The organism is Streptomyces sp. NPDC050147 (assembly GCF_040660195.1).
Classification (GTDB): domain Bacteria; phylum Actinomycetota; class Actinomycetes; order Streptomycetales; family Streptomycetaceae; genus Streptomyces.
Window position 1 is genome coordinate 193,887 of the sequence record NZ_JBFALJ010000012.1, and the last position, 16,299, is coordinate 210,185.

The following is a 16,299-nucleotide window of genomic DNA, read 5'->3' on the forward strand; positions in this document are numbered from 1 at the left end:
GGACCGGGCGGCCCCGCCACTTGAACCGTTCGGCGCAAGGACGGGGCGCCCCCCCCCGAAGCCCCCGCTCCGTCAGAAGTTGATCATGTGCCCGGCCAGGCCGTGCACCGCTTCCTTGACCGCCTCGCCGAGCGTCGGGTGCGCGTGCACGTTGCGGGAGACCTCGTGCACGGTCAGGTCCCACTGCTGGGCCAGCGTCAGCTCGGGAAGGAGCTCGGTGACGTCCGGGCCGATCAGGTGGGCGCCGATGATCTCGCCGTACCGAGCATCACTGATGATCTTGACGAAGCCGACGGTGTCGCCGAGGCCGTGCGCCTTGCCGTTGGCCATGAACGGGAACTTGGCGACCTTGACGTCGAAGCCCTTCTCCTTGGCCTGCGCCTCGGTCCAGCCGAAGCTGGCGATCTGCGGCTGGGAGTAGGTGGCGCGCGGGATCATCGGGTAGTCGAGTTCCATCGTCTCGGCGCCGGCGAGGGTCTCGGCGGCCACGACACCCATGGACTCGGCGGTGTGCGCGAGCATCAGCTTCGCGGTGACGTCACCGATGGCGTAGATGTGCGGCACGTTCGTCCGCCCGCGCCCGTCGATGTCGATGGCGCCGCGCTCGGTCAGCGCCACGCCCGTCGCCTCAAGACCGAAGCCGGTGACGTTCGGTGCGAAGCCGATGGCCTGCAGGACCTTGTCCGCCTCCAGGACCTCCTGCGCGCCGTCCTTGCCCGTCACGGTGACCTTGACCTTCGGTCCCGACTCGTCGATCGACTCGACGCGGGTCGAGGTCTTCACGTCGATGCCGAGCTTGCGGTACTGCTTGGCGAGCTCCGTCGAGACGTCCGCGTCCTCGAGCGGCGCGATGCGGTCGAGGAACTCGACGATGGTGACCTGCACGCCGTAGTTGTGCAGGACGTAGGCGAACTCGATGCCGATGGCGCCCGCGCCCGCGATCACGATGGACTCCGGCACCGAGTCGGCGAGGATCTGCTCCTCGTACGTCACGACGCGCTCGGAGCGCCGCGTGCCGGGCAGCAGCTTCGGCGTCGCGCCCGTCGCGATGATGCAGTTCTCGAACGTGATCGTGTCCGTGGAGCCGTCCGACTTGGCGACCTGGAGCGTGTTCGCGTCGAGGAACGTGCCCCGGCCGTCGAACTCGGTGATCTTGTTCTTCTTCATCAGGAAGTGGACGCCCTTGACGCGGCCGTCCGCGACCGTGCGGCTGCGGTTGAACGCCTCGCCGTAGTCGAAGGACACGCTGCCGTCGACCTTGATGCCGTACGTCTTCTGCTCGTGCGTGAACAGATGGGCCAGCTCGGCGTTGCGCAGCAGCGCCTTGGTCGGGATGCAGCCGACGTTGAGGCAGACACCTCCCCAGTACTTCTCCTCGACGACCGCTACCCGCTTGCCCAGCTGGGCGGCGCGGATGGCGGCCACATAGCCGCCGGGTCCTGCTCCGAGCACGACGACGTCGAAGCGGTCTTCCATGGGGAGGTCCTCTCTGGTGGTACGTATCAGGTGGTACGTATCAGGTGGTACGTGACTCGCGCACCTCCGATCATGCGTCATCCGGCCGCCTCGCGGGCGGCCGGGTGTCCGATGTCATGCCACCCGTCCTGCCCGTGTTTCCCAACCGCCTCCAGGGTCAGGCCCGTTGGCCTTCCGGCCCGGGTTCACCCGGTCGTGAGGCACGGGATAGTGTCGGCGTGACGGAGCAGAAACACATGTCCCTCTGGGAGAGGTGGGGAACGCGCTGTGGCGGCAGACGACCAGGCCGAGTCGGTGTCCATACCCTTCGACGTGCCGACATCGGCACGTGCCTACGGCTGGATGCTCGGCGGCAAGGACAACTACGCGGTCGACCGGGACTTCCTGCTGCGGACGCTGCCCGACTTCCCCGAGTGCCTCGACATCGCCCGGCAGAACCGCGAGTTCCTGTTCCGCGCCGTGCGGCATCTGACCCAGGCGGGCATCCGCCAGTTCATCGACATGGGCTGCGGTCTGCCGACCGACGACAACGTCCACCAGGTCGCCCGGCGCTTCGCACAGGACACCCGCGTCGTCTACGTGGACGTCGACCCGATCGTCCTCGCGCACGGCAGGGCGCTGCTCGCCGACGACTCCACCACCACCGTCGTCCAGGGCGACATGCGTGACCAGGACGCGATCCTCGGCCACCCCGACGTCGTCCGGCTCATCGACTTCGACGAACCGGTCGCGGTGCTCTTCCTGTCGGTGGTGCACCACCTCACCGACGCCGACGGCCCCCGCCGCGTGCTGCGTACGATCATCGACCGGGCGGCGCCCGGCAGTTACCTCGGCCTCTCGCAGGTCGTCGCCGACGACCCGGTCCGCGGCGCCGCGATGAGCGCGCACATCTCCGGTGGCGGCGTCCCCTGGCAGACCCGCACCCCGGCCGAGCTCGACGCCTTCCTGGACGGTCTCGAGCCGGTCGAGCCCGGCCTGGTGAACCTGGTCGACTGGCGCCCCGACGCCGACCAGCCCCCGCTGGCCCCGGTCCACGAGGACCTGACCCCCTATCTGGGAGCCACCGAGCAGAGCAAGGGGATCTACGAGTACGGCGGTTTGCTCCGCAAGGCATAGCCATACACAATGGCGTGCATGATCCAGCACCTGACCGCCGCCGTGAGGACCTTCCAGGTCCCGTGGCGCCGTGGGTGCGAGCGATCGGGTCGCTAGCTGCCCGGGGATTCGTCTCCAGCCGTCCGGAGTTCCGACTCCGTGACGCCACCCGTTCACTCACAACTGAAGGATCACCATGGCTGTGATTTCCCCTGCCGTCTCTCCCGTCTCCGCCGCCTCGTCCGGTCCCACGCTCCGTGACGCCCGCGTCCCCGCCGACGGCATGTACGAAGGCCGCCGCACCCTGCGCCGCGTCCCCGAGGGCTGGGAAGAGCGCCCGTACGAACTGATCGACGTCGTCCCCCAGGGTCGCCTCATCGGCGCCGAGATCCGCGGCGTCGACCTCGCGCAGCCGCTCACCCCCGCCCTGCGCGACGAGCTCAACCGTGCCCTCCTGGAGTGGAAGGTGCTCTTCTTCCGGGGCGCCGGTATCACCTCCGAGCAGCAGCGTGCCTTCGCCCTCAACTGGGGCGAGTTGGAGACCAATCCGCTGCTGGCGCGCGGCTCGGCCGAGGATGTCGTGCGGTTCGACAAGGGCGGCAGCGCCACACCCACGTACGAGAACGTCTGGCACGCCGACGTCACGTTCCGCGAGCGTCCCGCGCTCGGTGCCGTCCTGCAGCTGCGTGAGGTGCCGCCGGTCGGCGGCGACACGATGTGGGCGGACATGGCGGCCGCCTACGACAACCTCCCCGACGAGGTGAAGGCCCGCATCGAGGACGCCCACGCGGTGCACGACTTCATCCCCGGCTTCGTCCGTTTCTACGGCCCCGAGAAGCTGATCCCGCTCCAGGAGCAGTTCCCGCCGGTCACCCACCCCGTCGTACGCAGGCACCCGGAGACCGGGCGGAAGATGCTCTTCGTGAACACCTCCTTCACCACGCACATCGTGGGCATGGAGCGGGCCGAGAGCGACCGGCTGCTGAGCTATCTGGTGCGGCAGGCGCAGGTCCCGGAGTACCAGGTGCGGTTCCACTGGCAGGCGGGTGACGTCGCCTTCTGGGACAACCGCTCCACCCAGCACTACGCCGTCGACGACTACGCCCCGCACCGTCGCGTGGCCGAGCGCGTCGCGATAGCGGGCGACCGCCCGTTCTGATCCTCTTCCTCGGAAGGAACCTCATGGCAGCCGCAGCGCGCTTCCCGTTGACGCCCGAGCCGATCCACGTCCCCGACGCGGTGCTCGACGACCTCAGGGCGCGGCTGCGGCTGACGCGGTGGCCCGACGACGTGGGCAACGAGGACGGGTACTACGGCGTCCGCCGCGGCTACCTCCAGGAGTTGGCCGAGTACTGGCTCGACCACTACGACTGGCGCAAGGCCGAGGCGGCGATCAACTCCTACGAGCACTACGGGGTGCGGGTCGACGGCGTGCCCGTGCACTTCATGCGCAGGCCCGGTGTCGGCCCCGCCCCCACCCCGCTCATCCTCACGCACGGCTGGCCCTGGACCTTCTGGCACTGGTCCAAGGTCGTCGACCAGCTCGCCGACCCCGCCGCGTTCGGCGGCGACCCGGCCGACGCGTTCGACGTGATCGTGCCCTCGCTGCCCGGCTTCGGCTTCTCGGCGCCGCTGCCGGACCACCCCGACATGAACTTCTGGAAGGTCGCCGACCTCTGGCACACCTTGATGACCGACACGCTCGGCCATGAGAAGTACGCCGCCGCGGGGTGCGACATCGGAGCCCTTGTCACCGGTCAGCTCGGCCACAAGTACGCGGACGAACTGCACGGCATCCACATCGGTTCCGGCCAGAAGCTCACCATGTTCAACGGGGACCGGGGCTGGGACCTCAGCGGTGGGCAGCCGATCCCCGAGGGCCTTCCCGAGCCCGCGCACCGCCAACTCCTCTCCCTGGAACGGCGGTTCGCTTCCCACCTGGCGGTGCATGTGCTGGGGCCGAGCACCCTGTCCTACGGTCTCAGCGACTCACCGGTCGGTCTGCTCGCCTGGATCCTGGAGCGCTGGGACAAGTGGAGCGACAACCGGGGCGACATCGAGAGCGTCTTCTCCAAGGACGATCTCCTCACCCACGCCATGATCTTCTGGGCGAACAACACCATCGGGACCTCGGTGCGTTATTACGCCAACGCCAACCGCTACCCCTGGACGCCCTCCCACGACCGGCAGCCGGTCATCGAGGCCCCCACCGGCATCACCTTCGTCGCCCACGAGAACCCGCCCGGTGTCACCACCGCCGAGCAGCGGGTCCAGAGCTGGCTCACCGGCGACCGGGCCGACTGGTACCGGCACGTGAACCTCACCGCGCACGAGGACGGCGGTCACTTCATCCCGTGGGAGATCCCCGACGGCTGGGTGAGCGACCTGCGCCGCACGTTCCGCGGCCGGCGCTGAGGGTTCGGCGCCCCGGCCGGTTCGACGCCGCTCGGCTCAACGCCCGAGTGTCCGCCGCCACTTGACCTCGCCGTCCTGCCACTCGTCGGTGCGGGAGAGGCCCGCGGCGGCGGCGACGGCGGCCGAGGCCCGGTGGTCCGGGTGGACATGCGCGACGACGCTGCCCACGGCCCGCAGCCCGGCCAGCCAGTCGACCAGGCCGCGGGCCGCCTCCACGGCGATGCCCCGCCCCTGCCAGGGAGTTCCCACGACCCAGGCGATCTCCGCGACCGGCTCGCCGTCGCCGTCGGCGGGCACCACCGTCGCCTGCACGGTCCCGACCAGGCACTCCTCGTCGCGCGATCGCAGCACCCAGTTGCACCAGGAGACCGCGGGGTCGGGGGACCCGGCGGTCATCCGCCGGTAGCGGGCGCGCAGGGCGCGCGGATCGTCGGGAGAGCCGCCGATGAAGGTGTGCAGGGCCGGATCGGAGAGCGCCACGGCCATCTCGTCGGCGTGCTCGACCCGGAGAGGTACGAGGACGAGGCGGGCGGTGCTGATTTCCTGGGCGTGGACCGTGGGCATGCGTCAGCGTAGCCGAGGGGTCGGGCCCTGCTGCCGGCGAGCGAGCAGGAACGTGCGCTCGGCCGCGTTCTCGGTGTGGGCGAGGGCCGCGTCGTACGCGGCGGTCGCCTCGTCGGTGCGGCCCAGGCGGCGGAGCAGGTCGGCGCGGACGGCGTGGAAGACGTGGTAGCCGTCGAGTGCCAGGTCGTCGACGAGGGCCAGCGCCTCGTCGGGCCCCTTGACCTCGGCCACCGCCACCGCGCGATTGAGGGCCGCCACCGGGGTCGGGGCGACGGCCAGGAGCTGGTCGTACAGCTGGAGGATCTGACCCCAGTCGGTGGCGGACGCGGTCGGCGCGTCGCTGTGCACGGCGTTGATCGCGGCCTGGATCTGGTAGGGCCCCGGCCGGCCGCGGCGCAGACAACGCCGGACGAGCTCCTGGCCCTCGGCGATCAGGGCGCGGTCCCACCGGCCGCGGTCCTGGTCGGCGAGAAGGACGAGTTCACCGCCCGCGGTGGTCCTGGCCGCCCGCCGCGACTCGGAGAGCAGCATGAGCGCGAGCAGACCCAGTGCGTCCGGCTCGTCGGGCATCAGCTCGGTCAGGAGCCGGCCCAGGCGGACGGCCTCCGCGCAGAGGTCGTCGCGGACGAGCGTGTCACCCGCGCCGGCCGTATGCCCCTCGTTGAAGACGAGGTAGACCACGGCGAGGACCGCGCGGAGCCGTTCCGGCAGGTCCGCCTCGTGGGGAACCCGGTACGGGATGTGCGCGTCGCGGATCTTTCCCTTGGCCCGCACGATCCGCTGGGCCATCGTCGGCTCCGGCACCAGGAAGGCGCGGGCGATCTCCGTGGTGGTGAGACCACCCAGGAGACGCAGCGTGAGGGCCACCCGCGCCGCGGGGGCGAGCGCGGGATGGCAGCAGGTGAAGATCAGACGCAGACGTTCGTCGCGCACGGGTCCCTCCCAGGCCGGTCCCTCGTGGACGTGCAGCAGGGCTGCCTGCGCGTGCCGGTCCTCGCGGGACGCCTCCCTGCGCAGGCGGTCGATGGCGCGGTTGCGGGCGGTGGTGATGATCCAGCCCGCCGGGCTCGGCGGCAGGCCGGTGGAGGGCCATCGCCGCGCCGCCGTGGTGAACGCCTCCTGGACCGCGTCTTCGGCGATGTCGATGTCGCCGAAGACGCGGACCAGTACGGCCACGGCACGCCCGTACTGCGCGCGGAAGACCTGCTCGATCATCTCCGAAGTGACACCCGGGGGCTCCGGCTCCGGGGAGTCCGGCTCCGGGGGATTCGAAGTCACGGGCAGGAACCCGGCTGCAGCGGCCTGACCTCGATGGGCAGGGTGATGGCACGGGCCATCTTGGCGCCCCAGGCGAGCGCCTCGTCCAGATCGGCCGCCCGGATGACGGTGAAGCCGCCGAGGTGCTCCTTGCCCTCGACGTACGGGCCGTCGGTGGTGAGCACCTCGCTGTCCTCGAGGCGCAGCACGGTCGCCGTGCTCGGTGGGAAGAGACCCCCGGCGAACACCCAGGCGCCCGCCTCCCTGAGCTCGGCGTTCACCGCTTCGACGTCGCGCATGATCGGTTCGAGCACCTCCGGCTGGGGTACGCCGCCGTCGGGCTGGTAGATGCTGATCAAGTACTGGTTCATGGCTGCCTCTTTCTGGCGGATCGCCCTGTGAGAGGCCGGCTGCCGGCCTTTCACTGTCTATACGAACGGCGATCGACCGGCTCGACATGCCGAGGGAAAAATTCTCCTCGGCATGTCGCGGGGCGGCTCTCAGCGGTCGGTGATGACCGCGTCGAGATGCCGCAGCGCCGCCGTCACCCGCGCCGGATCGTCGAAGAACGGGTCGTCGGGAACGGGCAGCGACCCCGCGAGAGCGAGCCCGCGGCCCCGCGCCCACGTCGCGTCGTCCACGGCGACCGCGTCGCGGAACGCGCCGCGGGCCTCGTCCGGCAGGAAGAGCCATGCGGGCAGCAGGTCGACCGCCGGGTCGCCCACGGCCAGTGTCCCGAAGTCGATGACAGCGCTCAGCCGCCCGTCGACGGCCAGGAGATTGCCGGTGGCGAGGTCGCCGTGGACCCACACCGGCGGCCCGTCCCAGGCGGGAGCCGCGAGGGCCGCGTCCCATACGGCGGTCACCGCGTCACTGTCGACGAGCCCTGCCACCTTCAGCTTCGCGATCTTGGCGCGTACGAGGGAGTCGGCGAACAAGGAGTCGCACTCGGTGCCCACCCGTTCCCCGCGGAAGGCGTTGCTGAGCCTGGGGCCCGGGCCGCCGGTGGGGTCGATCCGCCGCAGCGCCGTGACGAACCCGGCCAGGTCCGCCGCGGCCCGGAGCGGATCGGCCAGGGAGTCGGTGGTCGCGGTCTCGCCCTCCAGCCACCGGTAGACGGACCAGGGGAAGGGATAGCCCTCGCCGGGCTCGCCCTTGCCGAGCGGCTCGGGGACGGTGAGCGGCAGCTGCGGGGCGAGCCGCGGCAGCCATCGCTGTTCCGCCTCCACCTGCCCCACCCAGCGGTGGTAGCGGGGCAACCGTACGGACATGTCGTCGCCGAGCCGGTAGGTCGCGTTGTCCATGCCGGACCGCCTGACCGGAGCGATCGGCAGGTCCGCCCACCGGGGGAACTGCGCTGCCAGCAACCGGCGGACCAGGTCCGTGTCGATGTACGGGTCACCGTCGGCCTCGGGTCCGACGTCGGGGTCCGAGGTGGTGTCACATGCTTCGGGTCCGCCTGCTGTCATGGGTGCAACTCCCGCTCATGGGCGACGCCTTGGACGTCGCACGGGGCGTCGTCCAAGGCGCTGTGAAGGTCAAGGCCTCATCCCACCGTCAGGGCCGAGGCCGCGTCCACCCAATTACCCTCGGGCGCACGGCGGGCGAGGGCTCAGAACGCGAAGGCCGCGCTTCCCGTGAGGCTCGCCTGCATCTCGCAGCTGTTGCCGAAGGTCGTGGACCACGCGACTCGTCGGCCCTGCCACACACCGTCGACGGTGACCACGACGGGCCTCCACTCCTTCGTGCAGAACGCGTCGGGTGACGCGCTGACGAGCCGGGCGAACTCGCCGTCGACCGAGCGGAGTTCGGCGCAGGCGGCGGAAGGTGCGGGGTGGCTTCCCGAGGCCTTGGGCGCACAGGTCAGCGTCACGGCGCGTTGCATGGTCGCGGTGTCCGCCTCTTCGCCCTGGCCGACGGCAAGGACCAGCGACGAGGGCGCGTAGAGGCCGGCGGCGGCCTCCTTGGGCTGGGCCTGCGCCGTGCCAGAGGTTCCGGACATCACACAGGCGGCCACGACAGCGGTGGCGCCCACCGTCTTGAGGAAGAAACGCACGTCAACTCTCCTTTGATGCGGGTGTGTTGCTGGTTGCTGACGGGAGTCTTGCCGGAGCGGAGAGTGAGCACCAAATACATGGTCGATTTCCGGATGCATGTGTCCGCTGAGCGGTCGCCGGATGACTGTTCGGGCAGCTCAGGACGGGCGGCAAGGAGATCGGGAGGGCCGTGGCAAGTGTCCAACATGTGGACCGGAAGCGATGGTGCAAGCAAGAACAACCGCCTGACCTGCGAAGACGGTTGTTTCTACTTTCTACCGGAATCGATGGTCGACCGGAAAGCATCGGTGCTAAGGGTGCGGGGTGCGGTTCGGGCAGGCCGTGCCCGGCAAAACCTCAGCCCAGCCTGACCGTGATCCGCTGTGTGGCCCCCTTCGTGCCGCTGAGATCCCCGAAGGTCAGCTTCAGGGACGCACCCGTCACCGCTGACGTGACCGTGGCGGGCTTGGCCGTCACCGTGGACACGGCGCGATTCCAGGTCAGGGTCAAAGAGGTCTGCGCGCGCATCGGGTCGCTGACGCAGATGACCGCTGTGCCGTCGCTCTTCTCGCTGATCTTCACGGAGCAGGGCGCACTCGCGGTGAGCTTGCCGACCGTGCCGCCGAACCAGAAGTTCACCCCGGTGAAGCCGAGCGAGGGTACGAGAACACCCTGCTGGTCGTCGGAGTTGGCGAGGATCTGAAGCCATCCGGTGGCTGTCGCCCTGGCCGCCGTCTGTGCCGCGCTCGCACCCGGCATCAGGAGGTAGGCGTACGTCCCGTTCGTCGGGGCGGTGCCGTGGTCGACGTACATCGTGAGGTACTTGCGGGCGATCGCCGTCGACGCGCCCCCCTTGTTGATGTCGCTCCATTTGCCGGTGCGCTCCTCGCGCAGCGCCTTCACCGTCGCGCCGCCGGGGAAGACATAGCCGCCGTGGCCCCCGATGTGCGCCCACTTGGCGCCGGTGAGCGTCGCCGACCACGGGCTGCCGGTCGGTTTGGCGGCGCCGTCCACCTGGAAGGAAGCGGTGCCTGTCGGGCCGAGGTTGCGGTTCTCGACGGTCGTCTCGACCGCCGAGCCGTCCGTGCAGGCGATGCCCGCGCCCAGGCAGACGATCGCGTCGTCCAGGCAGAACCATGACTTCTTGGCGCGCAGCGTGCTCTGCAGGCCCTTCAAGTACTGCCCGATGGCGGCGCGTTGACCGTCACTCGCCCCGCCCACCCACTTCACGCCCGGCAGGGAAGCGCCCCAGTCGCCGCCCGCCGCGTCCGCGAGCGTCTTGCGGGAGGCCGTGATGCCGGGCAGCCGATACGGGTCGACAGTGGGCCAGAAGGCGTCGCTGTACTGCCCGTTGGCGTAGTTGTCTCCCCACCAATAGAGCATGCCCGATCCGGTGTGCCAGCCTCGCAGGTTCTCGCCGTTGCCCGTCTCGTAGTACGTGATGCGGGGATCGGCCATGCTGATCGACGCCGCCCAGCCGGGACGCCGGTGCGTGGCGCGGGCCATGTTGGGGAAGAGACGGTGGCCGATGGGCTCCGGGGCGGCGGTCACCGACGGGTCGTTCTCGACACCTTGCAGGCGGGCCAGGCTCGTCAGGCCGAGCGAGGCGTCGCTCAGTGGCGGGCTGTAGTAGTCGCGCCGTATCCAGCCCTTGACCAGAGCCCGCCAGCGCGCGTTCTCGGCGGCGCTCGCGCCCTGGCCGAGGAGCACCACGGCCGCCATGACGGGATGGCCGCGCCGGTGGTCGTCCGCCTGGATCTTCTTGGCGTCGGACGCGGAGAGGCCGCGGCTGATGGCGCGGCCCGCCACCCCGTCCATGACGAGGCCGTTGTAGAGGAACGGTGCCCACGCCTTCTCCACGGCGTCGAACACGATCTGCTTCTTGGGGTCCGTGACCTCCCAACTGGAGCCGCGCAGCAGCGAGAAGAGCATGCCGAGGCCGCCCAGCAGCACCGACCCGTACGACCCGGTGTAGGGCACGGTGGTGTGCTGGATGAACGAGCCGTCGGTGTAGAGGCCGTCGCCGGTCGTCACGTACGGGAAGACGGGGGAGAGCGCGTCCCTGGCCAGCGCGATCTTCGCGGAACTGGCGCCGACCACCCCGCGCAACGCGAGCACACGGCACAGGTCGACGCGGTTGGCCCCGGTGCTCGTCCCGGTGTAGCTGCCCACCGCCGCATCGGGCACGAAGTGGTCCACTGCCTTGCAGTAGTCGGCCACCTGGGTCGCGGACAGCTCGTCGTACATCAGCACGCAGACGTCGAGGAGGGCCTGCGGGGCTCCTATCTGCCAGCTGTACCAGTTGCCGAAGCGTGCCTGGTTCTCGTTGTAGACCTCGGCGTAGAGATGATCGAGCCCCTTGAGGATGTCGGCCCTGAGGCCCGTGTCGCCGGTCAGGCCCGTGCCCTGCTGCCGGTAGGCCTGGGCCATGGTGTTGAGCCTGCTGTAACCGGTCACCACGTTCGCCGAGTAGCCGTACGACTCCTGGTCGGTGTCCGGATCCGGGTCGGCGTACGAGGCGTCCGGCCACAGTGAGCCCGCCGTGGGGGCCATGGTGCCGCGCAACTCCCGCGCGCTGGCGCCTAGTTCGGCGAGGCGGCTCTTGAAGGGCTCGACCGTGGGGGAGAAGCCCTCGCCGAGGATGAGGGTGCGCCATGTGGCGCGCAGCGCCTCGTACGCGTCCGCCTCCACCGCCGCCGCGTCGGTGGGCTGACCCGAGGCCGTCAGGGCGAGCGCGGAGCCACCGGTGGTGAGCAGGAAGGCGCGGCGGGACCAGGGAGAGGGCATGGAGTCTCCGGTGGTGAGGGGGAGCGAGACGGAGGAGGCGCGAGGGCCGCGAGAAGAGCAAGCGCTTTCTAGCATGCGTGCGGGCCACTGCTCAATGGGTCGGGCAACGCGCTGTAGCGTCAGGGGTATGAACGATCACGCAGTAGTGGATGTGGGCGACGTACGCCTGGCCTACCGGACCTGGGGCGACTCGTACGGAGCGCCCGTCGTGCTGCTGCACGGGCTCGGTGGTTCCTCGGCGACCTGGGAGCAGGTCGGGCAGGTGCTCGGCCAGGAGTGGCGGGTGTACGCGCTCGATCTGCGCGGGCACGGGGAGAGTGACTGGCCGGACGAGTACACGGTCGAGCTGATGCGGGACGACGTGCTCGGCTTCCTCGACGAGCTGGGCCTGGACCGGGTGGGCCTCGTGGGCCACTCCATGGGCGGAGTGGTGGCGTACCTGCTCGCCCAGGAACACCCGGACCGCGTCGAGCGTCTCGTCCTGGAGGAGACGCCGCCGCCCTACCCGCGCGAGTGGGTCGATGCCCCGCGCCCCGACGGCGCCCTCGACTTCGACTGGCCCGTGTCCCCGGCGGTCCGCGCCCAGATCTTCGACCCCGACCCGGAGTGGGCCGAACGCCTCGGCGAGATCGTCGCACCGACGCTGATCGTGGCGGGCGGATCGGACAGCAGCATGCCGCAGGAGCACATCCCCGACATGGCCATGGCGATCCCCGACACCCGGACGATCACGATCCCGGTCGGGCACCAGGTGCACGAGCAGAGTCCGCAGCAGTTCGCGGAGCAGGTCACCGAGTTCTTCACCAGCTGAACAGGGGGGAGCGGTCCGGCACCGTCGCGGCGGTGCCGGACCGCATCTGTCGAGGGTTACGCCGGCCGGGGCCGTGACTGGTGGAGACGGGTGTAGTAGCGGCCCTCCGTCTCCAGGCCCGTGGGATCGTCACCGGCCGCGAGCACCTGCTCCACCGCCCTGCTCTGCTCGGTGAGATCGGTGAACAGCCGCTGCGGATAAGTGCGTTCGGGATCGGTCTCGGTGGCCAGGCCGTGGGCGTCCAGGGTCGCCAGGATCTCCTGGAAAGGCACCGTGCGCAGCACGAAGGCGCTCACCCACACCGGGATGCGTGTCGCGTCCAGGAGTGCGCCGAAGGTGCGGTGGGTGATGTAGCCGATGCCTCCGGTGACCGTGATCAGACCGACGCGCCCCACGGCGTCGCGCAGTCCGTCGCTGGGCGGGTGCCGTTCGAGGTTCTCGGCATAGGCCTCGTCGAGCAGACCCACCTCCAGGGCGTAGCGCGTCGCGTTGTCGGCGGTGTCGAGGCCGATGACCGGGACCGCGTCGGTCCGCCGCCGCGAGGCGTAGAACTCCTTGTCGGACTCGACGAGCTCGCCCCGGGTGAGGGCGCCGGTCTCGGCGCTGGTGTAGTGCGCGTACAGGTCCGCGAGCGTGAGGTCGTGGTTGAGCAGCGCCGCGTTGATCCCGTAGGAGCAGCAGAGGTCGAGGACCGTGACGGGACGACGGGTGCCGCGCACCGCCGACCGCTGGGCGAGCGTGCGCCTGAAGACGTCCTGAGCCTGCTGCGGTATCTCGTACCGCAAGGGGGCCAGCGTGCGGAAGTATGCGCGGGGGTCGGGCTGGTTGTAGATGTCGTCGAACCGGGTCTTGCCTGCCGCGGTGGTGGTGCGGGCACCGGTCATGAGGCATGCCTCCTCGTGCTGAGTGGCGGATCTACGGCCGCGACACGTCTACCTGACCCATGGCCCGAACCGGTAGACCTCCTGGCGGTAACCGGCCACCACGCGGGCCACAAGCCTCGGAAACCATTCCGGCCCGTCCCGTTCGGACACTGGTCGAAGCCCGGAGATCCGCTGTACGCCAAGGTCGCCTCCGAAGCTGGTTCAGGCCCGAACGGCTGGGATCATGCCTATGCGGCCGCCGGCCGTCTCGGTTCCGGCTCCGCCCCTGTGGCCGCTGGTGCCGGTGGCATCGCCTGCGTCTGCTGGGCCTTCTCCAGGAAGCGCAGGAGTTCCACGGGGAAGGGCAGTACGAGGGTCGAGTTCTTCTCCGCGGCGACCGCCACCACGGTCTGCAGCAGCCGCAGTTGGAGGGCGGCCGGTTCCTCCGCCATCTGGTGCGCCGCCTCGGCCAGCTTCTTGGAGGCCTGCAGCTCGGCGTCCGCGTTGATCACGCGGGCCCGCCGCTCGCGGTCGGCCTCGGCCTGCCGGGCCATCGAGCGCTTCATCGTCTCGGGCAGCGACACGTCCTTGATCTCGACCCGGTCGATCTGCACGCCCCAGCCCATGGCAGGGGAGTCGATCATCAGCTCCAGGCCCTGGTTGAGCTTCTCGCGGTTGGAGAGCAGGTCATCCAGATCGCTCTTGCCGATGATCGAGCGCAGCGACGTCTGCGCCATCTGTGAGACGGCGAAGCGGTAGTCCTCCACCTTGATCACCGCGTCCGCCGGGTCGATCACCTTGAAGTAGATGACCGCGTCCACGCGCACCGTGACGTTGTCCCGGGTGATGCCGTCCTGCGCCGGGACCGGCATCGTGACGATCTGCATGTTCACCTTGTTCAGGCGGTCGACACCGGGAACGATCATGGTGAAGCCCGGTCTGCGGATCTCCTCCCGCAGTCGGCCCAGGCGGAACACCACCCCTCGCTCGTACTGCTTGACCACGCGGGCCGCCGACACCACGTACAGGAAACCGGCAGCGGCGACCGCGGCCCCTGCCGTGAGCAGCTCTTGGACCATGACGACCCCCTTCTTCCGAGTCGTCCGTCTCGTTACCAAGATATGCCCCCATTTGTCCACGGTCGAGCCCCGATCGCCCGCCGCTGACTAGGGTGGGGACGGTGTTCACCTCCCAGGGACCCACACTCCGCGAACTGGCCGTGCAGGCTTTCTCCTCCATCCAGGACGGCTACGACCTGCTGGCCCCGAAGTTCGACCACACTCCCTTCCGCACGCCCGACCGGATGCTCGACGCGGTCGCGGACACCCTGGCCGGCCTCGGGCCGTTCGACGCGGGGCTCGATGTCTGCTGCGGCACCGGCGCGGGCGTCGAGACGCTGCTGCCGCTGTGCCGGGAACGGATCACCGGCGTCGACTTCAGCGCCGGGATGCTGACCGAGGCGCGGGCAGCCGTGGTCCCACGCGACGGCGGGCCCGCGGTGCGGTGGGTGCGGGCCGACGCCCGCGCCCTGCCCTTCGTCGAGGTCTTCGACCTGGCGGTGAGCTTCGGGGCGTTCGGGCACTTCCTGCCCGCCGAGCGGCCGCGGCTGTTCGCGGAGGTCTGCGGGGCGCTGCGGCCGGGCGGGGTCTTCGCCTTTCCGATCGGCGCGCCGCCGCCCTTGACGTCGCCGCTGTACTGGGCGCTGCTCGGCTTCGACGGGATGATGCGGGTGCGCAACCTGCTGTGGCGTCCGCCGTTCGTCATGTACTACAGGACCTTCCCGCTGGGGGGTGTGCTGGAGGACCTGCTCCGGGCCGGGTTCACGATGCGGCTGCACCCGCTGGAGGAGTTCGGGCGCCGGGCCGACGGGAGCCCCCGCTGGTGCCTGGTCGAGGCGCGCAAGGTCTGAGCGTCACCCTTGTCCGGGCCTCTGCTCCCGGGCCCCTAGTCCCGAGCCCCTGCTCCCGGATCATTGGAACGCCCTGCGGTACGCCTGCGGGCTGACCCCGGCGACGCGCTTGAAGCGGTCGCGGAACGCGGTGGGCGAGCCGAAGCCGACCTGCACGGCGATGCGCTCGACGGAGTGCCCGGTCGTTTCGAGCAGGTGTTGTGCCTGCCGGACACGTGCGCGGTGCAGCCACTGCAGTGGTGTGCTGCCCGTCTGATCGCGGAAGCGACGCAGCAGGGTGCGGGTGCTCATGCCCGCCCGGCCCGCGATGTCCGCCAGGGTGAGCTCGCGCCCCGCGTTCTCCTCCAGCCAGCGCAGGAGCGGCTCCAGCTCGGAGCCCTGCGGTGTGGGCGGCGCGTCGGGGACGATGAACTGGGCCTGGCCGCCCTCGCGTTCCAGGGGCATCACCGAGAGGCGGGCGGCGTCCGCCGCGACGGCTGAGCCGTAGTCCCGGCGGATCATGTGCAGGCACAGGTCGAGCCCGGCGGCGGCACCGGCGGACGTCAGGATCTGTCCGTTGTCGACGTAGAGCACGTCCGGGTCGACGTCGACGTCAAGATGGCGTTCGGCGAGCACGGTCGCGGCCGCCCAGTGCGTGGTGGCGCGCAGCCCGGACAGAAGGCCGGCCGCGGCGAGCGTGAAGGTGCCCGCGCAGATCGAGGCGATCCGCGTCCCGTCGGCCGCCGCGGCCCGCAGCGCGTCGAGCACCGCGTCGGGGACCGGCCGGGACACGTCGGCGGTGCCGGGCACGATGATCGTGTCCGCGTCCGCGAGCCCCTCCAGGCCCCACGGCGCCTGGAGCGTGAACAGACCGGCGTCGATCCGCGGCGCGGCGGCGCAGACCCGCACCCGGTAGCCGGACCGCCCGCCCGGCAGCCGGGTGCGGCCGAAGACCTCGATGGGGGTGGACAGGTCGAACGGGATGACGGTGTCCAGCGCCAGGACGGCCACGGTATGCATGGCGGCAACGTACGGCAGAGTCGGGATCCCGCCAAGCGCGTGCACAGGCGCTGAAATCTCGTCGCGTCCCGTCAAGCGGCCTGGTAC

General features: G+C 70.4%; 15 protein-coding genes. 5 read left to right on the forward strand and 10 right to left on the reverse strand.

The genetic code is table 11. From position 1 onward, the window contains the following. Nucleotides 1-72: 72 nt before the first annotated feature. Entirely contained in the window at nt 73-1,476 is a 1,404-nt protein-coding gene (lpdA, locus tag AB0I94_RS20450) for a dihydrolipoyl dehydrogenase (protein ID WP_363310986.1), read from the reverse strand. 267 nt (nt 1,477-1,743) lie between these two features. Between lpdA and AB0I94_RS20455 the strand changes: the two genes are divergently transcribed. The 3 genes from AB0I94_RS20455 (at nt 1,744) to AB0I94_RS20465 (ending at nt 4,986) form a co-directional block, all read left to right on the forward strand. Next, nucleotides 1,744-2,592, forward strand: coding sequence for an SAM-dependent methyltransferase (locus AB0I94_RS20455; protein ID WP_363310987.1), 849 nt, complete (start codon nt 1,744-1,746; stop codon nt 2,590-2,592). 175 nt (nt 2,593-2,767) lie between these two features. Further along, nucleotides 2,768-3,730 (forward strand): TauD/TfdA family dioxygenase, encoded by a 963-nt coding sequence (locus tag AB0I94_RS20460; RefSeq protein WP_363310988.1) that lies wholly within the window; start codon nt 2,768-2,770, stop codon nt 3,728-3,730. A 23-nt stretch (nt 3,731-3,753) separates the two neighbouring features. Next, the gene (locus tag AB0I94_RS20465; RefSeq protein ID WP_363310989.1) at nt 3,754-4,986 is read left to right on the forward strand and encodes an epoxide hydrolase; all 1,233 of its coding nucleotides are present in this window, start codon (nt 3,754-3,756) and stop codon (nt 4,984-4,986) included. A 36-nt stretch (nt 4,987-5,022) separates the two neighbouring features. Here AB0I94_RS20465 and AB0I94_RS20470 read toward each other — a convergent pair whose 3' ends face one another. The 6 genes from AB0I94_RS20470 to AB0I94_RS20495 all read right to left on the reverse strand — a co-directional run bounded on the left by AB0I94_RS20470 (nt 5,023) and on the right by AB0I94_RS20495 (nt 11,630). Then, entirely contained in the window at nt 5,023-5,550 is a 528-nt protein-coding gene (locus AB0I94_RS20470; protein WP_363310990.1) for a GNAT family N-acetyltransferase, read from the reverse strand. 3 nt (nt 5,551-5,553) lie between these two features. Continuing rightward, nucleotides 5,554-6,765 carry a sigma-70 family RNA polymerase sigma factor gene (locus AB0I94_RS20475; RefSeq protein WP_363311035.1) on the reverse strand — a complete coding sequence of 404 codons (1,212 nt, stop codon included), beginning with the start codon at nt 6,763-6,765 and terminating at the stop codon, nt 5,554-5,556. 59 nt (nt 6,766-6,824) lie between these two features. After that, nucleotides 6,825-7,178 (reverse strand): YciI family protein, encoded by a 354-nt coding sequence (locus AB0I94_RS20480; protein ID WP_363310991.1) that lies wholly within the window; start codon nt 7,176-7,178, stop codon nt 6,825-6,827. 129 nt (nt 7,179-7,307) lie between these two features. Beyond that, complete coding sequence (locus AB0I94_RS20485; RefSeq protein ID WP_363310992.1) at nt 7,308-8,276, reverse strand: aminoglycoside phosphotransferase family protein; 969 nt, start codon at nt 8,274-8,276, stop codon at nt 7,308-7,310. 143 nt (nt 8,277-8,419) lie between these two features. Further along, entirely contained in the window at nt 8,420-8,809 is a 390-nt protein-coding gene (locus AB0I94_RS20490; protein ID WP_363311036.1) for a subtilase-type protease inhibitor, read from the reverse strand. Nucleotides 8,810-9,200: 391 nt separating this feature from the next. Further along, entirely contained in the window at nt 9,201-11,630 is a 2,430-nt protein-coding gene (locus AB0I94_RS20495) for a polysaccharide lyase 8 family protein (RefSeq protein ID WP_363310993.1), read from the reverse strand. 127 nt (nt 11,631-11,757) lie between these two features. Here AB0I94_RS20495 and AB0I94_RS20500 point away from each other — a divergent pair, with 127 nt between their 5' ends. Continuing rightward, a complete protein-coding gene (locus AB0I94_RS20500) occupies nt 11,758-12,441 on the forward strand; it encodes an alpha/beta hydrolase (protein WP_363310994.1) in 684 nt (227 codons plus the stop codon). Nucleotides 12,442-12,497: 56 nt separating this feature from the next. Here AB0I94_RS20500 and AB0I94_RS20505 read toward each other — a convergent pair whose 3' ends face one another. Both AB0I94_RS20505 and AB0I94_RS20510 read right to left on the reverse strand, forming a co-directional pair. Next, nucleotides 12,498-13,325: a hypothetical protein gene (locus AB0I94_RS20505; protein WP_363310995.1), complete on the reverse strand. Its 828-nt coding sequence runs from the start codon at nt 13,323-13,325 to the stop codon at nt 12,498-12,500. Nucleotides 13,326-13,552: 227 nt separating this feature from the next. Then, complete coding sequence (locus AB0I94_RS20510) at nt 13,553-14,383, reverse strand: slipin family protein (RefSeq protein ID WP_363310996.1); 831 nt, start codon at nt 14,381-14,383, stop codon at nt 13,553-13,555. Nucleotides 14,384-14,484: 101 nt separating this feature from the next. Here AB0I94_RS20510 and AB0I94_RS20515 point away from each other — a divergent pair, with 101 nt between their 5' ends. Beyond that, nucleotides 14,485-15,213: a class I SAM-dependent methyltransferase gene (locus AB0I94_RS20515; RefSeq protein WP_363310997.1), complete on the forward strand. Its 729-nt coding sequence runs from the start codon at nt 14,485-14,487 to the stop codon at nt 15,211-15,213. A gap of 60 nt (nt 15,214-15,273) precedes the next feature. Here the strand turns inward: AB0I94_RS20515 and AB0I94_RS20520 are convergent, their stop codons facing one another. After that, nucleotides 15,274-16,212 carry a helix-turn-helix domain-containing protein gene (locus tag AB0I94_RS20520; RefSeq protein WP_363310998.1) on the reverse strand — a complete coding sequence of 313 codons (939 nt, stop codon included), beginning with the start codon at nt 16,210-16,212 and terminating at the stop codon, nt 15,274-15,276. Between the last annotated feature and the right edge of the window lie 87 nt (nt 16,213-16,299).

Bases quoted from the DNA above. Each gene is read 5' to 3' on its own strand.
- lpdA (WP_363310986.1), bottom strand. From the start codon at position 1,476: ATGGAAGACCGCTTCGACGTCGTCGTGCTCGGAGCAGGACCCGGCGGC.
- AB0I94_RS20460 (WP_363310988.1), top strand. From the start codon at position 2,768: ATGGCTGTGATTTCCCCTGCCGTCTCTCCCGTCTCCGCCGCCTCGTCC.
- AB0I94_RS20465 (WP_363310989.1), top strand. From the start codon at position 3,754: ATGGCAGCCGCAGCGCGCTTCCCGTTGACGCCCGAGCCGATCCACGTC.
- AB0I94_RS20470 (WP_363310990.1), bottom strand. From the start codon at position 5,550: ATGCCCACGGTCCACGCCCAGGAAATCAGCACCGCCCGCCTCGTCCTC.
- AB0I94_RS20475 (WP_363311035.1), bottom strand. From the start codon at position 6,765: ATGATCGAGCAGGTCTTCCGCGCGCAGTACGGGCGTGCCGTGGCCGTA.
- AB0I94_RS20480 (WP_363310991.1), bottom strand. From the start codon at position 7,178: ATGAACCAGTACTTGATCAGCATCTACCAGCCCGACGGCGGCGTACCC.
- AB0I94_RS20485 (WP_363310992.1), bottom strand. From the start codon at position 8,276: ATGACAGCAGGCGGACCCGAAGCATGTGACACCACCTCGGACCCCGAC.
- AB0I94_RS20490 (WP_363311036.1), bottom strand. From the start codon at position 8,809: ATGTCCGGAACCTCTGGCACGGCGCAGGCCCAGCCCAAGGAGGCCGCC.
- AB0I94_RS20495 (WP_363310993.1), bottom strand. From the start codon at position 11,630: ATGCCCTCTCCCTGGTCCCGCCGCGCCTTCCTGCTCACCACCGGTGGC.
- AB0I94_RS20500 (WP_363310994.1), top strand. From the start codon at position 11,758: ATGAACGATCACGCAGTAGTGGATGTGGGCGACGTACGCCTGGCCTAC.
- AB0I94_RS20505 (WP_363310995.1), bottom strand. From the start codon at position 13,325: ATGACCGGTGCCCGCACCACCACCGCGGCAGGCAAGACCCGGTTCGAC.
- AB0I94_RS20510 (WP_363310996.1), bottom strand. From the start codon at position 14,383: ATGGTCCAAGAGCTGCTCACGGCAGGGGCCGCGGTCGCCGCTGCCGGT.
- AB0I94_RS20520 (WP_363310998.1), bottom strand. From the start codon at position 16,212: ATGCATACCGTGGCCGTCCTGGCGCTGGACACCGTCATCCCGTTCGAC.